Below are 19,413 nucleotides of genomic sequence, written 5' to 3' on the forward strand. Positions count from 1 at the left end.
TTCGTCGTTGCGGCGGGGAAGTGTTACTTCGCCTCGGCCTTCTGGAGCTCGGCGAGCTCCTCGTCGGACTCACGGCCCGGCGTCGGAAGGTTGAACTTCGTGATCGCGAAGCGGAAGACCACGTAGTAGACCACCGCGAAGCAGAGGCCGACCAGGACCAGCAGCCAGGGCTTCGACGCGATGCCGAGGTTGAGGCCGAAGTCGACGAGGCCGGCCGAGAAGCCGAAGCCGTCCTTCATACCGAGCGCCCAGGTCAGAGCCATCGAGACACCGGTGAGCACCGCGTGGATCGCGTACAGCACCGGGGCGATGAACATGAAGGTGAACTCGATGGGCTCGGTCACGCCGGTGACGAAGGAGGTCAGCGCGAGCGAGAACATCATGCCGCCGACGACCTTGCGGCGCTCCGGGCGTGCGCAGTGCACGATCGCGAGGCAGGCCGCCGGAAGGGCGAACATCATGATCGGGAAGAAGCCGGTCATGAACTGCCCGGCGTTCGGGTCACCCGCGAGGAAGCGGGCGATGTCGCCGTGGGCGCCGTTGTACTCGCCGGCCTGGAACCACGGGAAGGAGTTCAGCAGGTGGTGCATGCCTACGGGGATCAGCGCACGGTTGGCGACACCGAAGATGCCCGCGCCGACAGCGCCGGAACCGACCAGCCACTCACCGAAGTTGTGCAGACCCGTGCCGAGGACCGGCCAGATGAGACCGAAGATGATGCCGATGACCAGACCCGCGAAGGCGGAGAGGATCGGGACCAGACGGCGGCCGCTGAAGAAGCCCGCCCAGTCGGGCAGCTTCGTCCGGTAGAAACGCTGGTAGATCAGGGCCACGACTATGCCCATCACGACACCGCCGAGCACACCGGCGTTGACCGGGGCGTCGTTCATGACGATCTTGCCGTCGGTGACGCTCGCGACCTGCGGCAGGTTGCTGTCGGTGAAGGTGGCGAGCACCTTCTGGAAGACCAGGTAGCCGGTGACCGCAGCGAGCGCCGTCGAACCGTCCGACTTCTTGGCGAAGCCGATCGCGATGCCGACGGCGAACAGCAGCGCCATGTTGTCGAGGATGGCGCCACCGCCGGCCGCCATGTAACCGGCCAGCTTCGTGATCACGGTGGGGAACGACTCGCGGCCGAGCATGTCGGCATTGCCGAGCCGGACCAGCAGGGCCGCCGCGGGCAGGACCGCGACCGGCAGCATGAGGCTGCGGCCGATGCGCTGCATGACAGCCATCACGCCGGCGCCGCGCTTCTTCGCGGGAGCCGCCGGAGCGGTGTCCGTACTCATCAACTTCCTCCAGTAGGCAAGGCGCCGCCAGGGGACAGGGGTAAAGAAAGGGGGCGGCGACTCGAGGAACGCGGCGGCAGAGACGGCCGCGTGGTCTGGACCACTCAGTGGTGTAGACCAGTTTTAGCACGGTGAGGGTTAGATAAGGAACCTGCAATTCCTCACACTCTGCGCCGTGGTCCCACCACCACCCTGGGTGACGCACGAAAGCCCCCGGACCAGTGGTCCGGGGGCCTTGCCGAGCGGGCGGACGACCTCTACTTCGTGAGGTCCTCCTCCGTCCTCTGCTCCTCCTCCACGGGCTCACGCCCCGGGGTCTGGAGATTGAACTTCGTGATCGCGAACCGGAAGATCACATAGTAGATCACCGCGAAACACAGCCCGATCGGGATGATCAGCCACGGCTTCGTATCCAGATGCCAGTTGACGACGTAGTCGATCAACCCCGCCGAGAAGGCGAACCCCGCGTGCACCCCGAACGCCCACGTGACCCCCATCGACACACCCGTCAGGATCGCGTGCACCCCGTACAGCACCGGCGCCACGAACAGGAACGAGAACTCCAACGGCTCCGTCACACCCGTCACGAACGACGTCAGAGCCACCGACAGCATCAGCCCCGACACCTCCTTACGCCGCTCCGGACGCGCGGTGTGCGCGATCGCCAGAGCCGCCGCCGGAAGGCCGAACATCATGATCGGGAAGAAGCCCGAAGTGAACTGCCCGGCAGAGGGGTCCCCGGCGAAGAACCGGGAGATGTCACCCTGCACCGTGCCGCCGTCACCCGTGTACTCGCCCGCCTGGAACCAGAAGAACGTGTTCAGGAACTGGTGCATCCCGATCGGGATCAGCAACCGGTTCGCGAAACCGAAGATCGCCGCACCCCACGCACCCAGATCGATCAACTGCTTCGCGAACCATGTCAGCGCGTCACCCACCGGCTGCCACAACAACCCGAAGAGCGTCCCCAGGATCACGCAGATGAACGCCATCAGGATCGGCACCAGCCGACGGCCGTTGAAGAAGCCCAGCCAGTCCACCAACTTCGTACGGTGGAACCGCTGCCACACCACAGCCGTCAGCAGACCGATGATGATCCCGCCCAGCACCCCCGGATTCTGCGGCTCCCCGTCCGGCAACGCCTCTGTCACCGTCCCGTCCACCGGGAACGCCGTCAGCACACCCCGGTAGACCAGGAAACCCGCCACCGCCGCCAGCGCCGTCGAACCGTCCGCCTTCTTCGCGAACCCGATCGCCACACCGATGCAGAACAGCAGCGGCAACCCCAGCTCACCATCGAGGATCGCCCCACCACCGTTGAGCAGCACCTTCGAGACCTTGTCCCAGAAGGCACCGTCCAGTACCGAGTCGATGAGATTGCCGAGACTGACGAGCAGCCCCGCCGCGGGCAGCACCGCCACCGGCAACTGCAGGCTGCGCCCCACCTTCTGCAAGCCCTGGACCGGCCCGTTCCACCACTTGCGCTGCGGTGCAGCCGCCGCGTCGGAGCTCATCGGCATCCTCCCGGAACACGTAGGGTTTGGCGGTCGTCCGAAACTGGTGTAGACCAGTCGCGATACGGTTCGGAGCACTGCCCACATGACAGAGCGCCGGTGATCGTCATCATTGGGGACCGCACGTTCACCCGCCCGTGAAGTTGGGCCAACCGTGCGTTACCGTGACGAAACGGGACCCATGGCGGGCCGCCCCGCACACGCACAGACCAGGGAGAAGGACATGGCCAGCAAGGCAGAGAAGATCGTCGCCGGCCTCGGCGGTATCGAGAACATCGACGAGATCGAAGGCTGCATCACCCGCCTCCGCACCGAGGTCCACGACCCCAGCAAGGTCGACGAAGCCGCGCTCAAGGCCGCCGGAGCCCACGGCGTCGTCAAGATGGGCACCGCGATCCAGGTCGTCATCGGCACCGACGCCGACCCCATCGCCGCCGACATCGAAGACATGATGTGACCGGCTGACCCAGCCGGCCCACCCCTGAGGCCCACACCCCAGTCCCACGCGCAGGCCCCGCTCCGCCCCCGACCGGACAGGAGCGGGGCCTGCCGTGCACCCGAACGGACCCGGCCGCATCAGCCGCTGGTGCCACGGCAGGCAACGTTCGCCCCGTCGCGACGCCCGGCACTCCCCCAAGCTCTTCGAGCAGGGGGGTCCCCCACTCGCCGCACCGGCCGAAAGCCCAAGTACGTCCAGTACGAGGGCTTCCGGCCGGCACGCCGATAGCACGCACCGAACGCCGCTCCTTGACGGGCAAACGTTGCCTGCCGTGGCACTAGGCTCGACACCATGTCTCGCATCGACGGCCGCACCCCCGAACAGCTCCGCCCCGTCACCATCGAACGCGGATGGAGCAAGCACGCCGAAGGCTCCGTACTCATCTCCTTCGGAGACACCAAGGTCTTCTGCACCGCCTCCGTCACCGAAGGCGTCCCCCGCTGGCGCAAGGGCAGCGGCGAAGGCTGGGTCACCGCCGAATACTCCATGCTGCCCCGCTCCACCAACACCCGCGGCGACCGCGAATCCGTCCGCGGCAAGATCGGCGGCCGCACCCACGAGATCAGCCGCCTCATCGGCCGCTCACTCCGCGCAGTCATCGACTACAAGGCCCTCGGCGAGAACACCATCGTCCTCGACTGCGACGTCCTCCAGGCCGACGGCGGCACCCGCACCGCCGCCATCACCGGCGCCTACGTCGCCCTCGCCGACGCCATCACCTGGGCCCAGGGCAAGAAGATCATCAAGCACGGCCGCAAGCCCCTCACCGGCACCGTCGCCGCCATCAGCGTCGGCATCGTCGACGGCACCCCCCTCCTCGACCTCTGCTACGAGGAAGACGTCCGCGCCGAGACCGACATGAACGTCGTCTGCACCGGCGACGGCCGCTTCGTCGAAGTACAGGGCACCGCCGAAGCCGAACCCTTCGACCGCACCGAGCTCAACGCACTCCTCGACCTCGCCACCGCCGGCTGCACCGACCTCGCCAAACTCCAGGAAGAGGCCCTCGCCCGCACACTCGGCGAGTAAAGAAGCAACCAAATACGCAGCACACGGCGTCATGACGGATACGGGCGCACGGGTCGAACCGTGCGTCCGTCCACGTATCCGCCCCGGGGAGGGACCGCACCATGGCCACGCGCCGACACCACCGACGCCGCACCGCACTCGCCGTCACCGCCACGCTGCTGACGCTGACCGCCGCAGTCGGCTGCGGCGCCGTCGACAAGGCCCTGGACTGCGTCCGCACCGCCGACGCCATCGCCACCAGCGTCGACAACCTCCAACAGGCCGTCTCCAACGCCTCCGACGACCCCACACAGGCATCCGAGTCCCTCGACCAGATCGACAAGGAACTCAAGGACCTCGGCGACACCACCGACAACGCCGACCTCAGCAAAGCCGTCGACGACCTCCAAGCCGGCGTCACCAACGTCCGCGACTCCATCGAGAGCGGCGACGCCACCCCCGACATCACCCCCGTCACCGACGCCGCCACCGAGATCGGCAAGGTCTGCACCCCCTGACCCGGGGACGGCACCCCCTCCCGGCCGGGCGGATAATCGGGGCATGACGCGCTTGATCCTCGCCACCCGTAACGCCGGGAAAATCACCGAACTCCACGCGATCCTCGCCGACGCGGGCCTCACCCACGACCTCGTCGGCGCGGACGCGTACCCCGACATCCCCGACGTCAAGGAAACCGGCGTCACCTTCGCCGAGAACGCACTCCTCAAGGCACACGCCCTCGCCCAGGCCACCGGCCACCCCGCAGTCGCCGACGACTCCGGCCTCTGCGTCGACGTGCTGAACGGCGCCCCCGGCATCTTCTCCGCCCGCTGGGCCGGCACCCACGGCGACGACCAGGCCAACCTCGACCTGCTCCTCGCCCAGCTCTCCGACATCTCCGACCCGCACCGCGGCGCCTACTTCGCCTGCGCCGCCGCCCTCGCCCTCCCCGACGGCACCGAACGCGTCGTCGAAGGCCGCCTCACGGGCACCCTGCGCACGGTCCCGGCCGGCACACACGGCTTCGGCTACGACCCGATCCTCCAGCCCGACGACGAGACCCGGACCTGCGCGGAGCTCACCCCGGCGGAGAAGAACGCCATCAGCCACCGCGGCAAGGCCTTCCGGGCCCTGGTGCCGGTGGTGCGGGAGCTGGTGAGGTGACGCAAGCATGAAAACGGCCTGCGAATCGAGCTTCGATTCGCAGGCCGTGTCGGTGCGGCGGAAGGGATTCGAACCCTCAAGCCGTTTCACGGGCCACAGATCCTAAGTCTGCTGTGTCGCCAGTTGCACCACCGCCGCTCGCCGGTGTCATCCTACCGGGCGAGGAACCGGGTTCGGCGAGTCTCCTTCGTGTGCTGCCCCGAGTGAGCCTCCTCTGCACCATGTAGTGGTGACGGCATGGCAGTTCGGGCACAGGAGCCGAAGGTTCTCGGCGCGGTCGTCGCTCCAGTCGCCGTTGATGTGATCGATCTCCAAAGTAATCGGCTTTCCGTGCCAGATCGGGCCGCTCTCGCAGATATCGCACCTTGTGGGTACACCGATCTCGAAGAGGGCCCGACGTAGCAGTGCGGTCTTGGTACGCCGTCTTCCGTCGTGCCTGACCAGCAGATCAGAGGCGTGCCTTGTGCGTGTCGTCGCAGGTTTGCCGCGCTGGTGTGCCTGACCGAGGAAGTGCGAGGTCGAGATGCCTAGTTCCGCGACCCACTGACGCACCAGGTTCCGCTGCTGTTTGTTGTCCCGGCGTCCGAGTCTGCGCAGCAACTCTGCCAAGGAGTGGGAGTTCGCCACGGCTCGGCGGAACTCCTCCTGGTCCGCACGCGATCTGACGGTATCCGTGTCCGGGTTTCGCCGACTCATCGTGCATGCCTGCCTTTGGCGCGACCTCGATATGTATCAGTGGCTGAATGGCAGTTGGGACACAGGAAGCGCAGATTCTCCAGGCGGTTGTCGCGCCAGTTCCCGTTGATGTGATCCACTTCGAGGGGGAGCGGTCGTCCACGCCAGATCGGTTCAATTTTGCACAGGGCGCAGCGTTCCGTGACACCGAGTGCTGTCATGGCGGCCTTGAGGCGGATGCCTGGAACTCGACGGGCGTGTGGGGAGGTGTCCTCGACCAGCCACTCCTGCGGTGTCCGGCGCCGCTGCGGCACTCCCGCTCTGGATCGCGGGGCGAAGTGAGAGGTGTCGATCCCGTACGCCTTGATGCGTCGGCTGATGTTGGTGTGGTGGCCGCCCACGGCTTCCAGCCCCAGGTGGTGGAGTACCTCGTACACACTCGTCGACGCGGCCACCGCTGGCTTCAGGATTTCTTCGGTCCATCGAGCACCTTCGCGTGTGAAGTGCCGGGTGTCGATGTCCATCTTCTTCATGCGTGCGAGGAGGTATGACCGCGTCGGACTTTTCGGTTCCACCCCGAGCTTGGTCAGGGCCTCCGAAAGCGTCTGCGATGACGAAGCCGCCTCTGCGAGGCGTTCTCGCGTGTACGGGCTCACCGGCATGTCCTCTCCCCATCCGGCCGCGCGTTCGCGGCCTCGTACGGAGCAACGAACCGGTAATCGGATGGTCACGTCCGAAATCCGATGAGATGCGGAAGGGCCCGTACCGCTTCAGGAAGCGGTACGGGCCCTCTGCGTGGGGACGGGGTCAGAACTTCGGGTCCGGGCTCTGGGCGTGGACCAGTTCCGCCGCCTCCTCCTCCGTCTCCACCGAGGGCGGGGAACCGGTCAGCGGCTTGTTGGCGGTCTCCTTCATGCAGGCCACCGCGATCACGCCGACCAGGGCGGCGGCCATCGCGTAGTAGGCGGGCATGAGGTTGGAGCCGCTCCAGCTGATCAGTGCGGTGATGACCAGCGGGGTCGTGCCGCCGAAGATCGAGGCGGAGAGGTTGTAGCCGACCGACAGGGAGCCGTAGCGGACGTTGGTCGGGAAGAGGGCCGGGAGGGCGGCGGACATGGTGCCCAGCATGCAGACCAGGGAGAGGCCCAGCATCAGCATGCCGATGATGATCGCCGCGATGCTGCCCTGGCGGATCAGGAGGAAGGCCGGCAGCGACAGGACCAGGAAGCCGATCATCCCGGTCATCAGCAGCGGCTTGCGGCCGAAGCGGTCGGAGAGCTTGCCGAACTGGCTGATGATCAGCATCAGGAAGACCATGACGCCGAGCAGGATGAGCAGTCCGTGGGTCTCGCTGTAGCCGAGTTCGTCCGAGAGGTACGTCGGCATGTAGGACAGCAGCATGTAGTCGGCGATGTTGTAAGCGCCGACGAGGGCGATGCAGAGGATCAGGGTCGGCCAGTACTGGCGGAAGATCTTGGCGAGGTCGCCCTTGGCGGTGGACTCGACGTGGTCGGCGGCCTCGGTGGCGTGCGCGGTGCCGCCTTCCAGCTTCTGGAAGGCGGGGGTCTCGTCGAGGCGGAGTCGCAGGTAGAGGCCTACGAGCCCGAGGGGACCGGCGACGAGGAAGGGGATGCGCCAGCCCCAGGACTCCATCTGGCCGTCGTCGAGGATGGCGTAGAGGGCGGTGACGAGGCCCGCGGCGCCGACGTAGCCGGCGAGGGTGCCGAATTCGAGGAAGCTGCCGAAGAAGCCGCGGCGCTTGTCGGGGGCGTACTCGGCGATGAAGGTGGACGCGCCGCCGTACTCGCCGCCGGTGGAGAAGCCCTGGAGCATGCGGAAGAAGATCAGCAGGACGGCGGCCCAGACGCCGATGGTGCCGTGGGAGGGGATGAGTCCGATCGCGAAGGTGCCGATCGCCATGAGGATCATGGTGAGGGCGAGGACCTTCTTGCGGCCGATCTTGTCGCCCATGGGGCCGAAGAACATGCCGCCGAGGGGCCGGACGAGGAAGGCCACGGCGAAGGTCGCGAACGACGAGAGGAGCTGGGTGGTGTCGTTCCCGGAGGGGAAGAAGACGTGCCCGATGGTGACGGCCAGGTAGGAGTAGATGCCGAAGTCGAACCACTCCATGGCGTTACCGAGTGACGCCGCTTTCACCGCGCGCTTGACCGCCTGGTCGTCGGTGACCGTGATGTCGGTCCGACGGAGCCGGGGGTTCTGGCGCTTCCGGATGGCCCGGAAGAGCGCGGGGTGGCGTTTGACCGCTTCAGGGTCGGCCGCCTGCTGGGGGTCGGAGGCCGCCATGGCCGGTTCCTTTCGTCGAACAGTGTGTTCCAGGAAAGGCTTCTGCGCAGTCATGGCGGTTGCAAACCGAATCAGCGGTCGATTGCGACCTCGGTCACATCCATTTCGGCCAAGATCGGCCGGAAGGGGTCAGATGCCGAGGTCCTTGATGATCTTGGCGACGTGTCCGGTCGCCTTGACGTTGTAGAGGGCCTTCTCCACCTTGCCCTCTTCGTCGACCACGATCGTGGAGCGGATGACGCCTGTCACCACTTTGCCGTAGAGCTTCTTCTCGCCGTACGCGCCGTAGGCCTCCAGGATCTCCTTGGAGGGGTCGCCCACCAGTGTGACCTTGAGGTTCTCCTTCTCGCGGAACTTCGCGAGCTTCTCGGGCTTGTCGGGGGAGACGCCGATGACGTCGTACCCGGCGCCGGTGAGGAGGTCGAGGTTGTCCGTGAAGTCGCAGGCCTGCTTGGTGCATCCGGGGGTAAGCGCGGCGGGGTAGAAGTAGACGATGACCTTGCGGCCCTTGTGGTCCGCGAGCGAGATCTCGTTGCCGTCGGCGTCCGGAAGGGTGAAGGCGGGTGCGGTGTCGCCGGTCTGGAGTCGCTCGCTCATTTTTCTCCTCGAGTGGCACGTGGGCTGTGTGGCACCGAGCGTAATAGGGGGTGCCGCCGGGTGCGGGGGCGGCCGAGCTGACAGACTGTCGATGAAGGTTTACCCGACGACGACCACGGAGGCGGCGCAGTGTCGGATACCAGGACCCCTGCGCAGATCGAGGCGGACATCATCAGCCGGCGTGAGCAGCTGGCTGTGATGCTGGACGAGATCGGGGTGCGGGTGCACCCGAAGACGATCATGGGTGACGCGAAGGCGAAGGTCGCCTCCACGGTGGACCGGACCGCCGGGCGGGCGTATGTCGCGGTGAACCGTTCGGTTTCGGATGTGAAGGCGCAGTTCGTGACGGAGGACGGTTCGCCGCGTATGGGGCGGGTGATTCCGGCCGCGCTGCTCCTGGTGGGCGGGGTGGTGCTGCTGACGGCGACGTCGCGGTCGTCGGGGTCCTCGCGTTCGTCGCGGTGTGGTCGGCGTAAGAGTCGCTGACTGCGGGTTCCTGGCGGGCCCTGGGGCGTGTGGGTGGCTCCGGGGCAGGTAGGTTTCGGGGCGTGAGCGACAACGGCATGAGCAAGACCGACGACAAGCTGCCGATCCGGATGCTGCACGACCGTGTGCTGGTCCGGTCGGATTCGCCCGAGGGCGAGCGCCGGTCGGGCGGCGGCATCCTGATTCCGGCGACTGCGGCTGTGGGCCGGCGTCTGGCGTGGGCCGAGGTGGTCGCGGTCGGGCAGAACGTGCGGACCGTGGAGGCGGGTGACCGGGTGCTGTACGACCCGGAGGACCGTGCGGAGGTCGAGGTGCGGGGTGTGGCGTACGTGCTGATGCGTGAGCGGGATCTGCACGCGGTGGCGGCGGACCGTTTCGAGGGTTCGGTGGATTCGACGGGGCTGTATCTGTAGGCAGCTGTGGGTGGGGTGGCCTGGTGACCGTTGTCACCAGGCCTTTTCGTTTTTTGTTGCTACGGTGGAGGCATCCCGACGAGACGCGCCGTACCGGGTTTCCGTAAAGACGACGCACCCGTGTTGTTCGCGTGATCCGTCGTGGAGGTGCCGTCGTGGCGTGGGTTCTGTTGATAGTCGCCGGTCTGCTGGAAGTGGGCTGGTCGATCGGGATGAAGTACACCGAGGGGTTCACCCGGCTGTGGCCGAGTGTGGGTACGGGCCTCGGGATCGTGGCCAGCATGGTGCTGCTGTCGCAGGCGGCGAAGACGTTGCCGATCGGTACGGCGTACGGCGTGTGGGTCGGGATCGGTGCTGCTGGGGCGGCGGTGCTGGGCATGGTGGTGCTGAACGAGCCGGTGACCGCCGCCCGTATTTTCTTCGTGTGTCTGCTGCTGGTGGCCGTGGTGGGGCTGAAGGCGACGTCCGGGCACTGACCGGTCAGGGGCGGCCGGGACCTTGGTGGTCCTGGCCGCCTTCGTCGTCGTGGTGGTCCTGGTGGCCGGGGTCCGCGTCGGCGGGGCGTTCTTCGCCGGGGCGGGGTTCTGCCCGGCGGGTGTCGTGCGCGGGGCGGAGGACGGCGGGCTGCTGGACGCGGGGTGCGCCTCGTGGGGTGTCGGCGGGTTTGGCCGGTTTGGCGGTCCGGGAGGGGTGGGGGGCTCCGGGGACCGGCGGGGTGTCGCCGGTGGTGTCCGGTGTGCGGGTGCCGTCCTGGTCCTCGTCGGATTCGCCGGTGCCGCGTTCCTGGCTGTCGCGGGTCTCCGAGCCGTCCCGTCGTTCGCGTCGTTCCTCGCGGTCGCGGCGGCCGTCGGTGTTCTCGGCTTCTTCGGTGTCGTCGCCCTCGTCGGTTCCGCCGCTCTCGTCGGGGTCGGGTTCCTCGGGGCCTTCGTCGGCGTGGAGGTCGAAGGCCTTCACCGGGGTGCCTTCGAGGGCGGCCCGGGTGTAGGAGGCCCAGGTCTGGGCGGGGGGGCCGCCGCCGTTCATGCGGCCGAGGCCGAGTGCGCCGTAGAGGGGTTTCTGGACGCCGGTCTTGGGGTCCTGGCCCATGACGGTGATGACGGTGGCGAGGTCGGGGGTGTAGCCGGCGAACCAGGCGGCCTTGTCCTCCTCGGCGGTGCCGGTCTTTCCCGCGGCGGGGCGGCCGGCGGCAGAGGCGGCGGTGCCGGTGCCGCCGTCGACGACGCTGCGCAGGACGGAGGTGGTGGTGTCGGCGGCTTCGCGGCTGATGGCGCGGCGGGTGGTTCTGGCGGGGATGTCGATGTCCTCGGCGTTCTTGCTGACCTTGGAGACGAGGGTCCAGGGGCGGTGTCTGCCGTGGTCGGCGAGGGTGGCGTAGGCCGATGCCATGTCGACGGTGCTGGCGGTGGCGGGGCCGAGGGCGATGGAGGGTGAGGCGGTGAGGTCGGGGGTGTTGGCGGGGATGCCGAGGGAGATGGCGGTGTTCTTGACCTCTTCGGGGCCGACGTCCTGGGCCATCTGGGCGTAGACGGCGTTGACGGATTTGTCGGTGGCTTCGCGGACGGTGATGGAGCCGTAGTCGACGTCGTCCTCGTTGGCGGGGGAGTAGTCGGTGGGGCCGGTGGCGGCCACGACGGTGCGTTCGTTGTCGCCGTTGTAGTGGGTGTTGGGGGTGATGGGTTTGTCCTTCTGGGTGGTGGACCCGTTGGCGAGGGCGGAGGCGAGGACGAACGGTTTGAAGGTGGAGCCGACCTGGTAGTCGCGGCGGGTGGCGTTGTTGACGAACTGCTGGGTGTAGTCGATTCCGCCGTAGAGGGCGACGACGTGGCCGTTGGAGGGGTCGATGGAGGTGCCGCCGGCGCGGACGATGCGGTCGGTGTCGCGGTCGTCGCTGGTCTTGGAGAGGACGTTCTCCTCGACGGCTTCGACGAGGGCGTCCTGGTTCTTCTTCTGGAGTGTGGTGGTGATGCGGTAGCCGCCGGTGGCGAGGGTCTTCTCGTCGACGATGTCGTTGGCGGCGAGGTAGTCCTCGACGGCGTTGACGATGTAGCCGCGTTGTCCGGAGAGGGCGGTGGCGGGCTTGGCCTTGTCGGGGACGGGGAAGGTCATGGTCTTGCGCTGGGTCTCGGTGAGCCAGTGGTGTTCGACCATGCCGTCGAGTACGTAGTTCCAGCGGGCGAGTACGGCTTTCTTGTTCTGGGGGTGGGCGACGACGTCGTAGGAGCTGGGGGCGTTGAGGAGGGAGGCGAGGTAGGCGCCTTCTCCGGTGTCGAGGTCTTCGACGTCCTTGCCGTAGTAGGCGTGGGAGGCGGCCTGGATGCCGTAGGCGTTGCGTCCGAAGTAGCTGGTGTTGAGGTAGCCCTCGAGGATCTCGTCCTTGCTCTGTTCGCGGTCGAGCTTGATGGAGATGAAGAGTTCCTTGGCCTTGCGGACGAGGGTCTGTTCCTGGCCGAGGTAGTAGTTCTTGACGTACTGCTGGGTGATGGTGGAGCCGCCCTGCCTGCCCTTTCCGGTGGCGGTGTTCCAGCCGGCCCGGATGGTGGCCTTGATGTCGATGGCGTCCTCGGAGTAGAAGTCCCGGTCCTCGGCTGCGAGTACGGCGTGCTGGATGGGGCGGGGGATGCGGCGGAGGGGGATGTTCTCGCGGTTGATCTCGCCGTCGCGGGCGATGACGGTGCCGTCCTTGTAGAGGTAGACGTTGGACTGGGCGGTGGCGGCGGCGTTGGCGGCGGGGATGTCGATGAGCTGGTAGCCGGCGATGAATCCGCCGACGAGGAGCAGTGCGAGGAGGACGACTGCGGCGAGGGTCATGCGCCAGGTGGGGATGGCGCGGCGCCAGCCGGTGCGCTTGGGCCGTTTGGAGCGCTTTGTGCGCTCTTTCGGTTCCTGTGCGCCGTCCGGGTGTTCGGCGTCCGTGGCGGGGGCCGTTGCCGAGGGGTCTCGGGGTGCCCATCCCTCGGGGCCCTGCTGACCAGGGTCTCCGCTGTGCTGCGGTGGCTCTTGGCTCATGACTGTGGAGGCTCCTCGACTGCGGATGATTTTCCTATAGTGCACTTTTCGGGCGGAGAACCCCGGGATCCCTCACGGAGAAATGGGGTCGCGGCGGCGTCTCGCCGTGCACTAACGTCGTGCCCTTTGGCGAGGACGAGGGGGACGCGGTGCGGCTCTATGCCGTGGTGGCGGCGGGTGGGTTCCGGCGGTACGCCACCTATCGGGTGGCGACTCTCGCGGGTGTGTTCACCAACACCGTCTTCGGTTTCATCATGGCGTACACCTACATCGCCCTGTGGGACGAGCGCCCGCACCTCGGCGGCTATGACGTGTCGCAGGCGGTGACCTATGTCTGGCTCGGGCAGGCCCTGCTGATGACCAACGCGATGCTGGGCGGCGGTTTCGAGGACGAGTTGATGGAGCGCATCCGTACGGGTGACATCGCCGTCGACCTGTACCGGCCGGCCGATCTGCAGCTGTGGTGGCTGGCGGGGGATCTGGGGCGGGCGGCGTTCCATCTGCTGGGGCGGGGGATCGTGCCGATGGTGCTGGGGGCCCTGGCCTTCGACCTCGCTCTGCCGTCCTCCGCGTGGACGTGGCTGGCCTTCCTGGTGTCGGTGGCGCTGGGGGTGGTGGTGAGTTTCGCGGTGCGGTTCCTGGTGGCCCTGTCGGCGTTCTGGCTGCTGGACGGGGCGGGGGCGATGCAGATGGCCTGGCTTGCCGGGCTGTTCTTCTCGGGGATGCTGCTGCCGCTGAACCTGTTCCCGGGGCTGCTGGGCGAGGTGGCGGGCGTGCTGCCGTGGTCGTCGCTGCTGCAGGTGCCCGCCGACGTGTTCCTCGGGACGTACCGGGGCGGGGATCTGCTGGGCGCGTACGCGTTCCAGGCGGGCTGGGCGGTGGCTCTGCTCCTGGCGGGGCGGCTGCTCCAGTCGGTGGCGACCAGGAGGGTGGTGGTCCAGGGTGGCTGAGGCCGGGGCCGGTCGGGTGGCCGTCGTGGAGCGGGTGGCCGCGCCCGGTGAGCGTTCGCGGCTGGTGGAGGGGGTGCGGGCGTACGGCCTGATCGTGGCGATGTGGGTGCGTTCGACGATGGCGTACCGGGCGTCGTTCGTGATGACGGCGCTGGGCAACTTCGTGGCGACCGCGTTCGACTTCGTGGCGATCATGCTGATGTTCTCGCACGTCGACGCGCTCGGCGGGTTCACCCTGCCGGAGGTGGCGTTGCTGTACGGGGCGTCGGGGACGGCTTTCGGGCTGTCGGACCTGGTGCTGGGGTCGATGGACCGGCTGGGCCGGCGGGTGCGGGACGGCACGCTGGACACGCTGCTGGTGCGGCCGGTGCCGGTGCTGGCGCAGGTGGCGGCGGACCGGTTCGCGTTGCGGAGGCTGGGGCGGATCACGCAGGGGCTGCTGGTGCTGGGGTACGCGCTGCTGACGCTGGACATCGCGTGGAGCCCGCTGAAGGTGCTGATGCTGCCGCTGATGGTGCTGAGCGGTGGGGCGATCTTCGGGGCGGTGTTCGTGGCGGGTGCGGCGTTCCAGTTCTGGGCGCAGGACGCGTCGGAGGTGCAGAACGCGTTCACCTACGGGGGGACGTCGTTGCTGACGTATCCGCCGTCGGTGTTCGCGAAGGAGCTGGTGCGGGGGGTGACGTTCGTGGTGCCGCTGGCCTTCGCGAGCTGGCTGCCGGCGCTGTACGTGCTGGGGCGGGACTATCCGCTGGACCTGCCGGAGTGGGTGGCGTTCCTGCCGCCGGTGGTGGCGGTGGGGTGCTGGGTGCTCGCGGGTATGGCGTGGCGGGTGGGGCTGCGGTCGTACCGCAGCACGGGAAGCTGAGGAGTGGGCGTGGACGGGATGGACTTCATCGAGCTCGACGGCGTGGAGAAGGTCTTCGAGGTGCGCCGCCGGACGGGTTTCATGCGCCGGGAGCGGCGTGAGGTGCGGGCGGTCGACGGCATCAGCTTCCGGGTGGCGCGGGGGGAGATGGTCGGTTACATCGGTCCGAACGGGGCGGGGAAGTCGACGACGATCAAGATGCTGACGGGCATCCTGACGCCGAGCGCGGGCCGGCTGCGGGTCGCGGGGATCGATCCCAGCAGAGAGCGTACGCGGCTGGCGCACCGGATCGGTGTGGTGTTCGGGCAGCGGACGACGTTGTGGTGGGATCTTCCGCTGAGGGATTCCTACCGGCTGATGCACCGGATGTACCGGATTCCCGACTCCCGCTTCCGGGAGAACCTGGACCGCTGCGTGGAACTGCTGGATCTCGCACCGCTGTTGGAGGTCCCGGTGCGTCAGCTGTCGCTGGGGCAGCGGATGCGGGGCGATATCGCGGCGGCGCTGCTGCACGATCCGGAGGTGCTGTACCTGGACGAGCCGACGATCGGGCTGGATGTCGTCTCGAAGTCCAAGGTGCGTGGTTTCCTGCGGGACTTGAACGCGGAGCGTTCCACGACGGTGCTGCTGACCACGCACGATCTGCAGGACATCGAGCAGTTGTGCAAGCGGGTGATGGTGATCGACCACGGGCGTCTGGTGTACGACGGTGCGCCGGCCGCGTTGCACGAGGTGGGGGAGAGCGAGCGGACTCTGGTCGTCGATCTGGAGCGGGAGCTGCCGCCGATCGAGCTGGGGTCCGAACTTCCGGTGCGGGTGGTGAAGGTGGAGGGGCCCCGGCAGTGGCTGGCGTTCCCGGCGGCGATGTCGGCCGCGCCGCTGGTGGCGCGTATCGCGTCGGATTATCCGCTGGTCGATCTGTCGGTGCGTGAGCCGGACATCGAGTCCGTGATCGCGAAGATGTACGTGTCGGATCCTGCTCTCTAGGCCCGTCCCCCGGGGGCTCTATAGGGTGCCGGTATGACAAGTGAGAGCCCGGACATGCGTGCCTCCGACGCGGAACGTGAGCGGGTCGCGGAGACCCTGCGGGAGGCTGTGGCCGAGGGCCGTCTGGAGATGGACGAGTTCGAGCAGAGGTTGGACGCGACCTACAAGGCGCGTACGCACGGGGAGTTGGAACCGCTCGTCAGGGATCTTCCGGTGCCGGGCGCGCTCGCCCGTCCGGCTGCGGGTGCGATGGCCGGGCGCAGTGGGTCGTCGGCCGAGTGGTCCTCGCGGATCGGGGGGACGCAGACCTCGTCGGGTGCGTTCGCCTTCTGGGGCGGGTTCAGCCGCAAGGGGCGCTGGACGGTGGGGCCGAGGTTCACCGCTTTCGCGATGTGGGGTGGTGGTGAGATCGATCTGCGTGAGGCCCACTTCGCGGAGCGGGAGGTGGTGATCCGCTGTTTCACGATCATGGGCGGGATGCAGGTGACCGTGCCACCGGACCTCAACGTCGAGGTCGGTGGGATCGGCATCATGGGCGGTTTCGGTGAGCATTCCAAGCTCGACGAGGAGCCGGAGCCCGCTCCGGACTCGCCGCGGGTGCGGGTCGTCGGCTTCGCGCTGATGGGCGGGGTCGGTGTGGAGCGCAAGCGGACCAAGGCGCAGAAGCGGCGGCTGCAGGAGGAGCGGCAGCGGCTGCGGGGGCCGGGCTCGGGGGACGGGCGCAAGGAGCTCGGCTGAGTCCTGTGCCGTATGTGTCGGGGTCGCCCGGGCGCGGATCGGTCCGCGCCCGGCTGTCCGGGTCAGAAGGAGTCGGACTTCGGGGTGCCGTCCACGGTGGAGAGGTCGATGGCGTGTCCCAGGGCCTGGTAGCCGGCGTCGTTGAAGTGCAGGTGGTCCCCGGAGTCGTACTCGGGCAGGATCCTGTTGGGTGCGTAGGGGTCGCGGACTGCCCGGTCGAAGTCCACGTAGGCGTCGAAGATGCGGCCGGAGCGGATCTCCGCGTTGACCGCCTGGCGCACGGCGTTGCTCTCGGGTGACCAGGAGGGGTAGCCCTGGAACGGCGTCAGGGTCGCTCCGACCACGCGCAGTCCGCGGGCGTGGGCGCGCTCGGTGAGGGCGCGGAGTCCGGCGGTGATGTGCCGGGGGTCGGTCTCCCGGGGGTACTGCTGCACGTCGTTGATGCCGAGCGCGATGATCACGGTTTTGGCCCCGCTGACGGACAGGACGTCGCGTTCGAAGCGCCGGGTCGCGCTGAGGCCGCCGAGGTTGGCGACGCCCTGCAGGGTGCGCGGACTGTCGATCAGCAGGCGGTTGCCGGCGATGCCTTGGTTGGCTATGCCGTAGGTGTGCCGGAGGCGGTCGGCGAGTACGTCGGTCCAGCGGGCGTCGGCGTCGGTGGTGGAGCCGGTCCCCGCGGTGAGGGAGTCTCCGATGACGACGATCGCGCCGGGTGACGTCTTGTTGCGGACGTCGACGGCTGTCAGGTAGCGCCACCGGGTGGTGCTCCAGGTGCCTCGGGTGTCGGCGAGGTAGGACGTCTGGTGGGTGTTGGGGTGCTGGGTGACGGCTCCGGTGGCGTAGGGCGTGCGGAGGGTGACCTCGAGGTCGGAGTCGGGTGCCACGGGGACGACGACAGGGTCGCTGACGACCTGTCGGCCCGCGGCGATGGTGACGGTGGGGGAGCCGCCGAAGGTCACCCGGCGGGTGTTGACGCCGACCTGGTCGATGACGAGCGGGGCGGAGCCGAACAGGTTGGAGAGGGTGATGCGGGCGGCGTCGCCGCCGACGCTGGTGTGCACGATGTTGCGGACGGTGCTGCCGGGGTAGCCGCGTCCGGCGTTCGGCTCCGCGCTGACGGGGGCTCCGGTCCAGGTGGCGACCCACGTTCCGGCCGCGGCGGCCGGTGCGGCGGGGTTGCGGGCGGCGGCGTGTGTCTCGCTCCCGCCGAACGGCTGCGACCGGTCGTTGACGACCAGTGACGTGCCGTACGCGGCGACGGCGGCGAGCACGGCGGTGCCCGCGGCGAGGGCGATGGGCAGGGCGTACCCCTGGCGCCTTGGCATGTGCGGTGTTTCTCCTTGTGGTGTCCGGCCCGGAGTTCGGGTCACTCTCATGATGCGACAGGTCCCGGGGAACTCGGAGTGCGGCCCGGGAGTAGGTGAAGTAGGGACAATGCGTACGGCACGGTCTCAGGCGTACGCGGACGGGTGGAGCGGATGGAACAGGACGCGGGACAGGGGACGGGGTCCGGGGCCGAGGCCCGGGGGCGGCCGGGGCGGTCTCTGGGCGGCTTCTCGTACACCGCCGCCGACGAGGAGAAGCAGCGCGGTGTGCGCCGTATGAAGACCACCGCCACGGGTCTGCTCCTGCTCGTCGCGCTCGTGTACGTCCTCGCCACCTGGGCGGAGAACTCGGGTGTGGGCGGCTGGCCGGGCTACGTCGCAGCGGCTGCCGAGGCTGGGATGGTGGGTGCGTTGGCGGACTGGTTCGCCGTCACGGCGCTCTTCCGGCGTCCGCTCGGTCTGCCCATTCCCCACACTGCCATCATTCCTACCAAGAAGGACCAGTTGGGGGCATCCCTCGGTTCCTTCGTGGGCGAGAATTTTCTCTCCGGAGACGTCGTTCGTGACCGAATTCACGCTCTGGGCGTCGGAAAACGGGTCGGTGCGTGGCTGGCGGAGCCGGAACACGCGGACCGGGTCACCGCTGAGCTGGCGACCGCGCTGCGCGGCGCCCTGACGGTGCTCAGGGACTCCGATGTGCAGGCGGTGGTCGGTGAGGCGATCACCCGTCGGGCGGACGCCGCGGAGATCGGTCCGGGCATGGGCAAGATGCTGGAGCGGATCGTCGCGGACGGGGGGCACCGCAGGGTGGTCGACCTCGTCTGTGTGCGGGCGCACGACTGGCTGGTGCTGCACGGCGACTCCGTGATGGACGCGGTGCAGGGCGGGGCGCCGGGGTGGACGCCGCGGTTCGTCGACAAGCGGGTGGGGGAGCGCGTCTACAAGGAACTGCTGCGCTTCGTCACGGAGATGCGGGACATGCCGGGCCATCCGGCGCGTGGCTCGATCGACACGTTCCTGACGGATTTCGCGGCCGATCTCCAGACGGACTCGGACACCCGGGCGCGGGTGGAGCGGCTGAAGTCGGAGATCCTGGGGCGCGGTGAGGTCCAGGACGTCATCGCGTCGGCCTGGTCCTCCGTCAGGTCGATGATCCTCTCGGCGGCGGAGGACGAGCGGAGCGAGCTCCGGCTGCGGGCCAGGGCGTCGCTGATGTCGCTGGGTGCCAGGCTGTCCACGGACGAGCGGCTGCAGGGCAAGGTGGACGGCTGGCTGGAGGACGCGGCGGCGTACGTCGTCACGAGGTACCGCGCGGAGATCACGTCGCTGATCAGCGACACCGTGGCCGGGTGGGACGCGCGGCAGACGTCGCGGAAGATCGAGGCGCACATCGGCCGCGACCTGCAGTTCATCCGGATCAACGGCACCGTGGTGGGTGCGCTGGCCGGTCTGGCGATCTATTCGGTGTCGCACGCGCTGGGGGGCTGACCCGGGAGCGCGTGCCCCGTCCTGTCGTACGGGCGCGCCCCCGGGACCGCGGGGAGTTGTCTCTCAGTACGCACCCGCGGGCGCGTGTGTTCAATCCCCCGGGAG

General features: G+C 68.3%; 20 protein-coding genes, 1 tRNA gene and 1 riboswitch. Of the genes, 12 read left to right on the forward strand and 9 right to left on the reverse strand.

Features of this window, described 5'->3' with window-relative positions:
* Positions 1–23: 23 nt before the first annotated feature.
* Together ACGFNN_RS00580 and ACGFNN_RS00585 are read right to left on the reverse strand one after the other, a co-directional pair.
* Positions 24–1,289: a PTS transporter subunit EIIC gene (locus tag ACGFNN_RS00580; protein ID WP_393551532.1), complete on the reverse strand. Its 1,266-nt coding sequence runs from the start codon at positions 1,287–1,289 to the stop codon at positions 24–26.
* 257 nt (positions 1,290–1,546) lie between these two features.
* Positions 1,547–2,803: a PTS transporter subunit EIIC gene (locus ACGFNN_RS00585; RefSeq protein ID WP_362546665.1), complete on the reverse strand. Its 1,257-nt coding sequence runs from the start codon at positions 2,801–2,803 to the stop codon at positions 1,547–1,549.
* 223 nt (positions 2,804–3,026) lie between these two features.
* Here ACGFNN_RS00585 and ACGFNN_RS00590 point away from each other — a divergent pair, with 223 nt between their 5' ends.
* The 4 genes from ACGFNN_RS00590 to rdgB all read left to right on the forward strand — a co-directional run bounded on the left by ACGFNN_RS00590 (position 3,027) and on the right by rdgB (position 5,474).
* Complete coding sequence (locus ACGFNN_RS00590) at positions 3,027–3,260, forward strand: glucose PTS transporter subunit EIIB (RefSeq protein WP_014156020.1); 234 nt, start codon at positions 3,027–3,029, stop codon at positions 3,258–3,260.
* A 333-nt stretch (positions 3,261–3,593) separates the two neighbouring features.
* Entirely contained in the window at positions 3,594–4,331 is a 738-nt protein-coding gene (rph, locus tag ACGFNN_RS00595) for a ribonuclease PH (protein WP_362546660.1), read from the forward strand.
* A gap of 101 nt (positions 4,332–4,432) precedes the next feature.
* On the forward strand, positions 4,433–4,828 hold the full coding sequence (locus ACGFNN_RS00600; RefSeq protein WP_393551534.1) for a hypothetical protein: 396 nt from the start codon (positions 4,433–4,435) through the stop codon (positions 4,826–4,828).
* Positions 4,829–4,871: 43 nt separating this feature from the next.
* Positions 4,872–5,474 (forward strand): RdgB/HAM1 family non-canonical purine NTP pyrophosphatase, encoded by a 603-nt coding sequence (gene rdgB / locus ACGFNN_RS00605; RefSeq protein ID WP_393551536.1) that lies wholly within the window; start codon positions 4,872–4,874, stop codon positions 5,472–5,474.
* Positions 5,475–5,527: 53 nt separating this feature from the next.
* Here the strand turns inward: rdgB and ACGFNN_RS00610 are convergent.
* The 5 genes from ACGFNN_RS00610 to bcp all read right to left on the reverse strand — a co-directional run bounded on the left by ACGFNN_RS00610 (position 5,528) and on the right by bcp (position 9,050).
* Positions 5,528–5,612 (reverse strand) — tRNA-Leu (locus ACGFNN_RS00610).
* Between the two features lie 9 nt (positions 5,613–5,621).
* On the reverse strand, positions 5,622–6,170 hold the full coding sequence (locus tag ACGFNN_RS00615; protein ID WP_393551538.1) for an HNH endonuclease: 549 nt from the start codon (positions 6,168–6,170) through the stop codon (positions 5,622–5,624).
* A complete protein-coding gene (locus ACGFNN_RS00620) occupies positions 6,167–6,811 on the reverse strand; it encodes an HNH endonuclease signature motif containing protein (RefSeq protein WP_393551540.1) in 645 nt (214 codons plus the stop codon). Before ACGFNN_RS00620 ends, ACGFNN_RS00615 begins: the two co-directional genes overlap by 4 nt.
* 145 nt (positions 6,812–6,956) lie before the next feature.
* Positions 6,957–8,453 (reverse strand): glycine betaine/L-proline transporter ProP, encoded by a 1,497-nt coding sequence (gene proP, locus ACGFNN_RS00625; RefSeq protein ID WP_393551542.1) that lies wholly within the window; start codon positions 8,451–8,453, stop codon positions 6,957–6,959.
* Between the two features lie 129 nt (positions 8,454–8,582).
* Entirely contained in the window at positions 8,583–9,050 is a 468-nt protein-coding gene (gene bcp / locus ACGFNN_RS00630; RefSeq protein WP_393551544.1) for a thioredoxin-dependent thiol peroxidase, read from the reverse strand.
* 129 nt (positions 9,051–9,179) lie between these two features.
* On the opposite strand from bcp, the gene ACGFNN_RS00635 reads away from it, so the two are divergent.
* From ACGFNN_RS00635 to ACGFNN_RS00645, 3 genes are all read left to right on the forward strand, one after another.
* The gene (locus ACGFNN_RS00635) at positions 9,180–9,536 is read left to right on the forward strand and encodes a DUF3618 domain-containing protein (RefSeq protein ID WP_393551546.1); all 357 of its coding nucleotides are present in this window, start codon (positions 9,180–9,182) and stop codon (positions 9,534–9,536) included.
* 77 nt (positions 9,537–9,613) lie between these two features.
* Entirely contained in the window at positions 9,614–9,949 is a 336-nt protein-coding gene (locus ACGFNN_RS00640) for a co-chaperone GroES (protein ID WP_362547004.1), read from the forward strand.
* A gap of 53 nt (positions 9,950–10,002) precedes the next feature.
* A riboswitch (guanidine-III (ykkC-III) riboswitch) is annotated at positions 10,003–10,068 on the forward strand.
* A 36-nt stretch (positions 10,069–10,104) separates the two neighbouring features.
* Entirely contained in the window at positions 10,105–10,425 is a 321-nt protein-coding gene (locus tag ACGFNN_RS00645; RefSeq protein ID WP_362546637.1) for a multidrug efflux SMR transporter, read from the forward strand.
* Positions 10,426–10,429: 4 nt separating this feature from the next.
* Here the strand turns inward: ACGFNN_RS00645 and ACGFNN_RS00650 are convergent, their stop codons facing one another.
* Positions 10,430–12,955 carry a transglycosylase domain-containing protein gene (locus ACGFNN_RS00650; protein WP_393551548.1) on the reverse strand — a complete coding sequence of 842 codons (2,526 nt, stop codon included), beginning with the start codon at positions 12,953–12,955 and terminating at the stop codon, positions 10,430–10,432.
* Positions 12,956–13,104: 149 nt separating this feature from the next.
* Between ACGFNN_RS00650 and ACGFNN_RS00655 the strand changes: the two genes are divergently transcribed.
* The 4 genes from ACGFNN_RS00655 to ACGFNN_RS00670 are packed head-to-tail and all read left to right on the forward strand — an operon-like array spanning position 13,105 to position 16,495.
* Positions 13,105–13,905: an ABC transporter permease gene (locus tag ACGFNN_RS00655; protein ID WP_393552860.1), complete on the forward strand. Its 801-nt coding sequence runs from the start codon at positions 13,105–13,107 to the stop codon at positions 13,903–13,905.
* Positions 13,898–14,770, forward strand: coding sequence for an ABC transporter permease (locus ACGFNN_RS00660; RefSeq protein ID WP_393551550.1), 873 nt, complete (start codon positions 13,898–13,900; stop codon positions 14,768–14,770). Before ACGFNN_RS00655 ends, ACGFNN_RS00660 begins: the two co-directional genes overlap by 8 nt.
* 18 nt (positions 14,771–14,788) lie before the next feature.
* The gene (locus tag ACGFNN_RS00665; RefSeq protein WP_393552863.1) at positions 14,789–15,757 is read left to right on the forward strand and encodes an ATP-binding cassette domain-containing protein; all 969 of its coding nucleotides are present in this window, start codon (positions 14,789–14,791) and stop codon (positions 15,755–15,757) included.
* 54 nt (positions 15,758–15,811) lie between these two features.
* Complete coding sequence (locus ACGFNN_RS00670) at positions 15,812–16,495, forward strand: DUF1707 domain-containing protein (RefSeq protein WP_393552866.1); 684 nt, start codon at positions 15,812–15,814, stop codon at positions 16,493–16,495.
* A gap of 62 nt (positions 16,496–16,557) precedes the next feature.
* Here ACGFNN_RS00670 and ACGFNN_RS00675 read toward each other — a convergent pair whose 3' ends face one another.
* Complete coding sequence (locus ACGFNN_RS00675) at positions 16,558–17,820, reverse strand: SGNH/GDSL hydrolase family protein (protein WP_393551552.1); 1,263 nt, start codon at positions 17,818–17,820, stop codon at positions 16,558–16,560.
* A gap of 153 nt (positions 17,821–17,973) precedes the next feature.
* Between ACGFNN_RS00675 and ACGFNN_RS00680 the strand changes: the two genes are divergently transcribed.
* A complete protein-coding gene (locus ACGFNN_RS00680) occupies positions 17,974–19,308 on the forward strand; it encodes a DUF445 domain-containing protein (RefSeq protein WP_393551554.1) in 1,335 nt (444 codons plus the stop codon).
* The last annotated feature ends 105 nt before the right edge of the window (positions 19,309–19,413 follow it).

Origin of the sequence: Streptomyces sp. NPDC048590 (genome assembly GCF_043199535.1) — a bacterium.
In the GTDB taxonomy this organism is placed as follows: Bacteria; Actinomycetota; Actinomycetes; order Streptomycetales; family Streptomycetaceae; genus Streptomyces.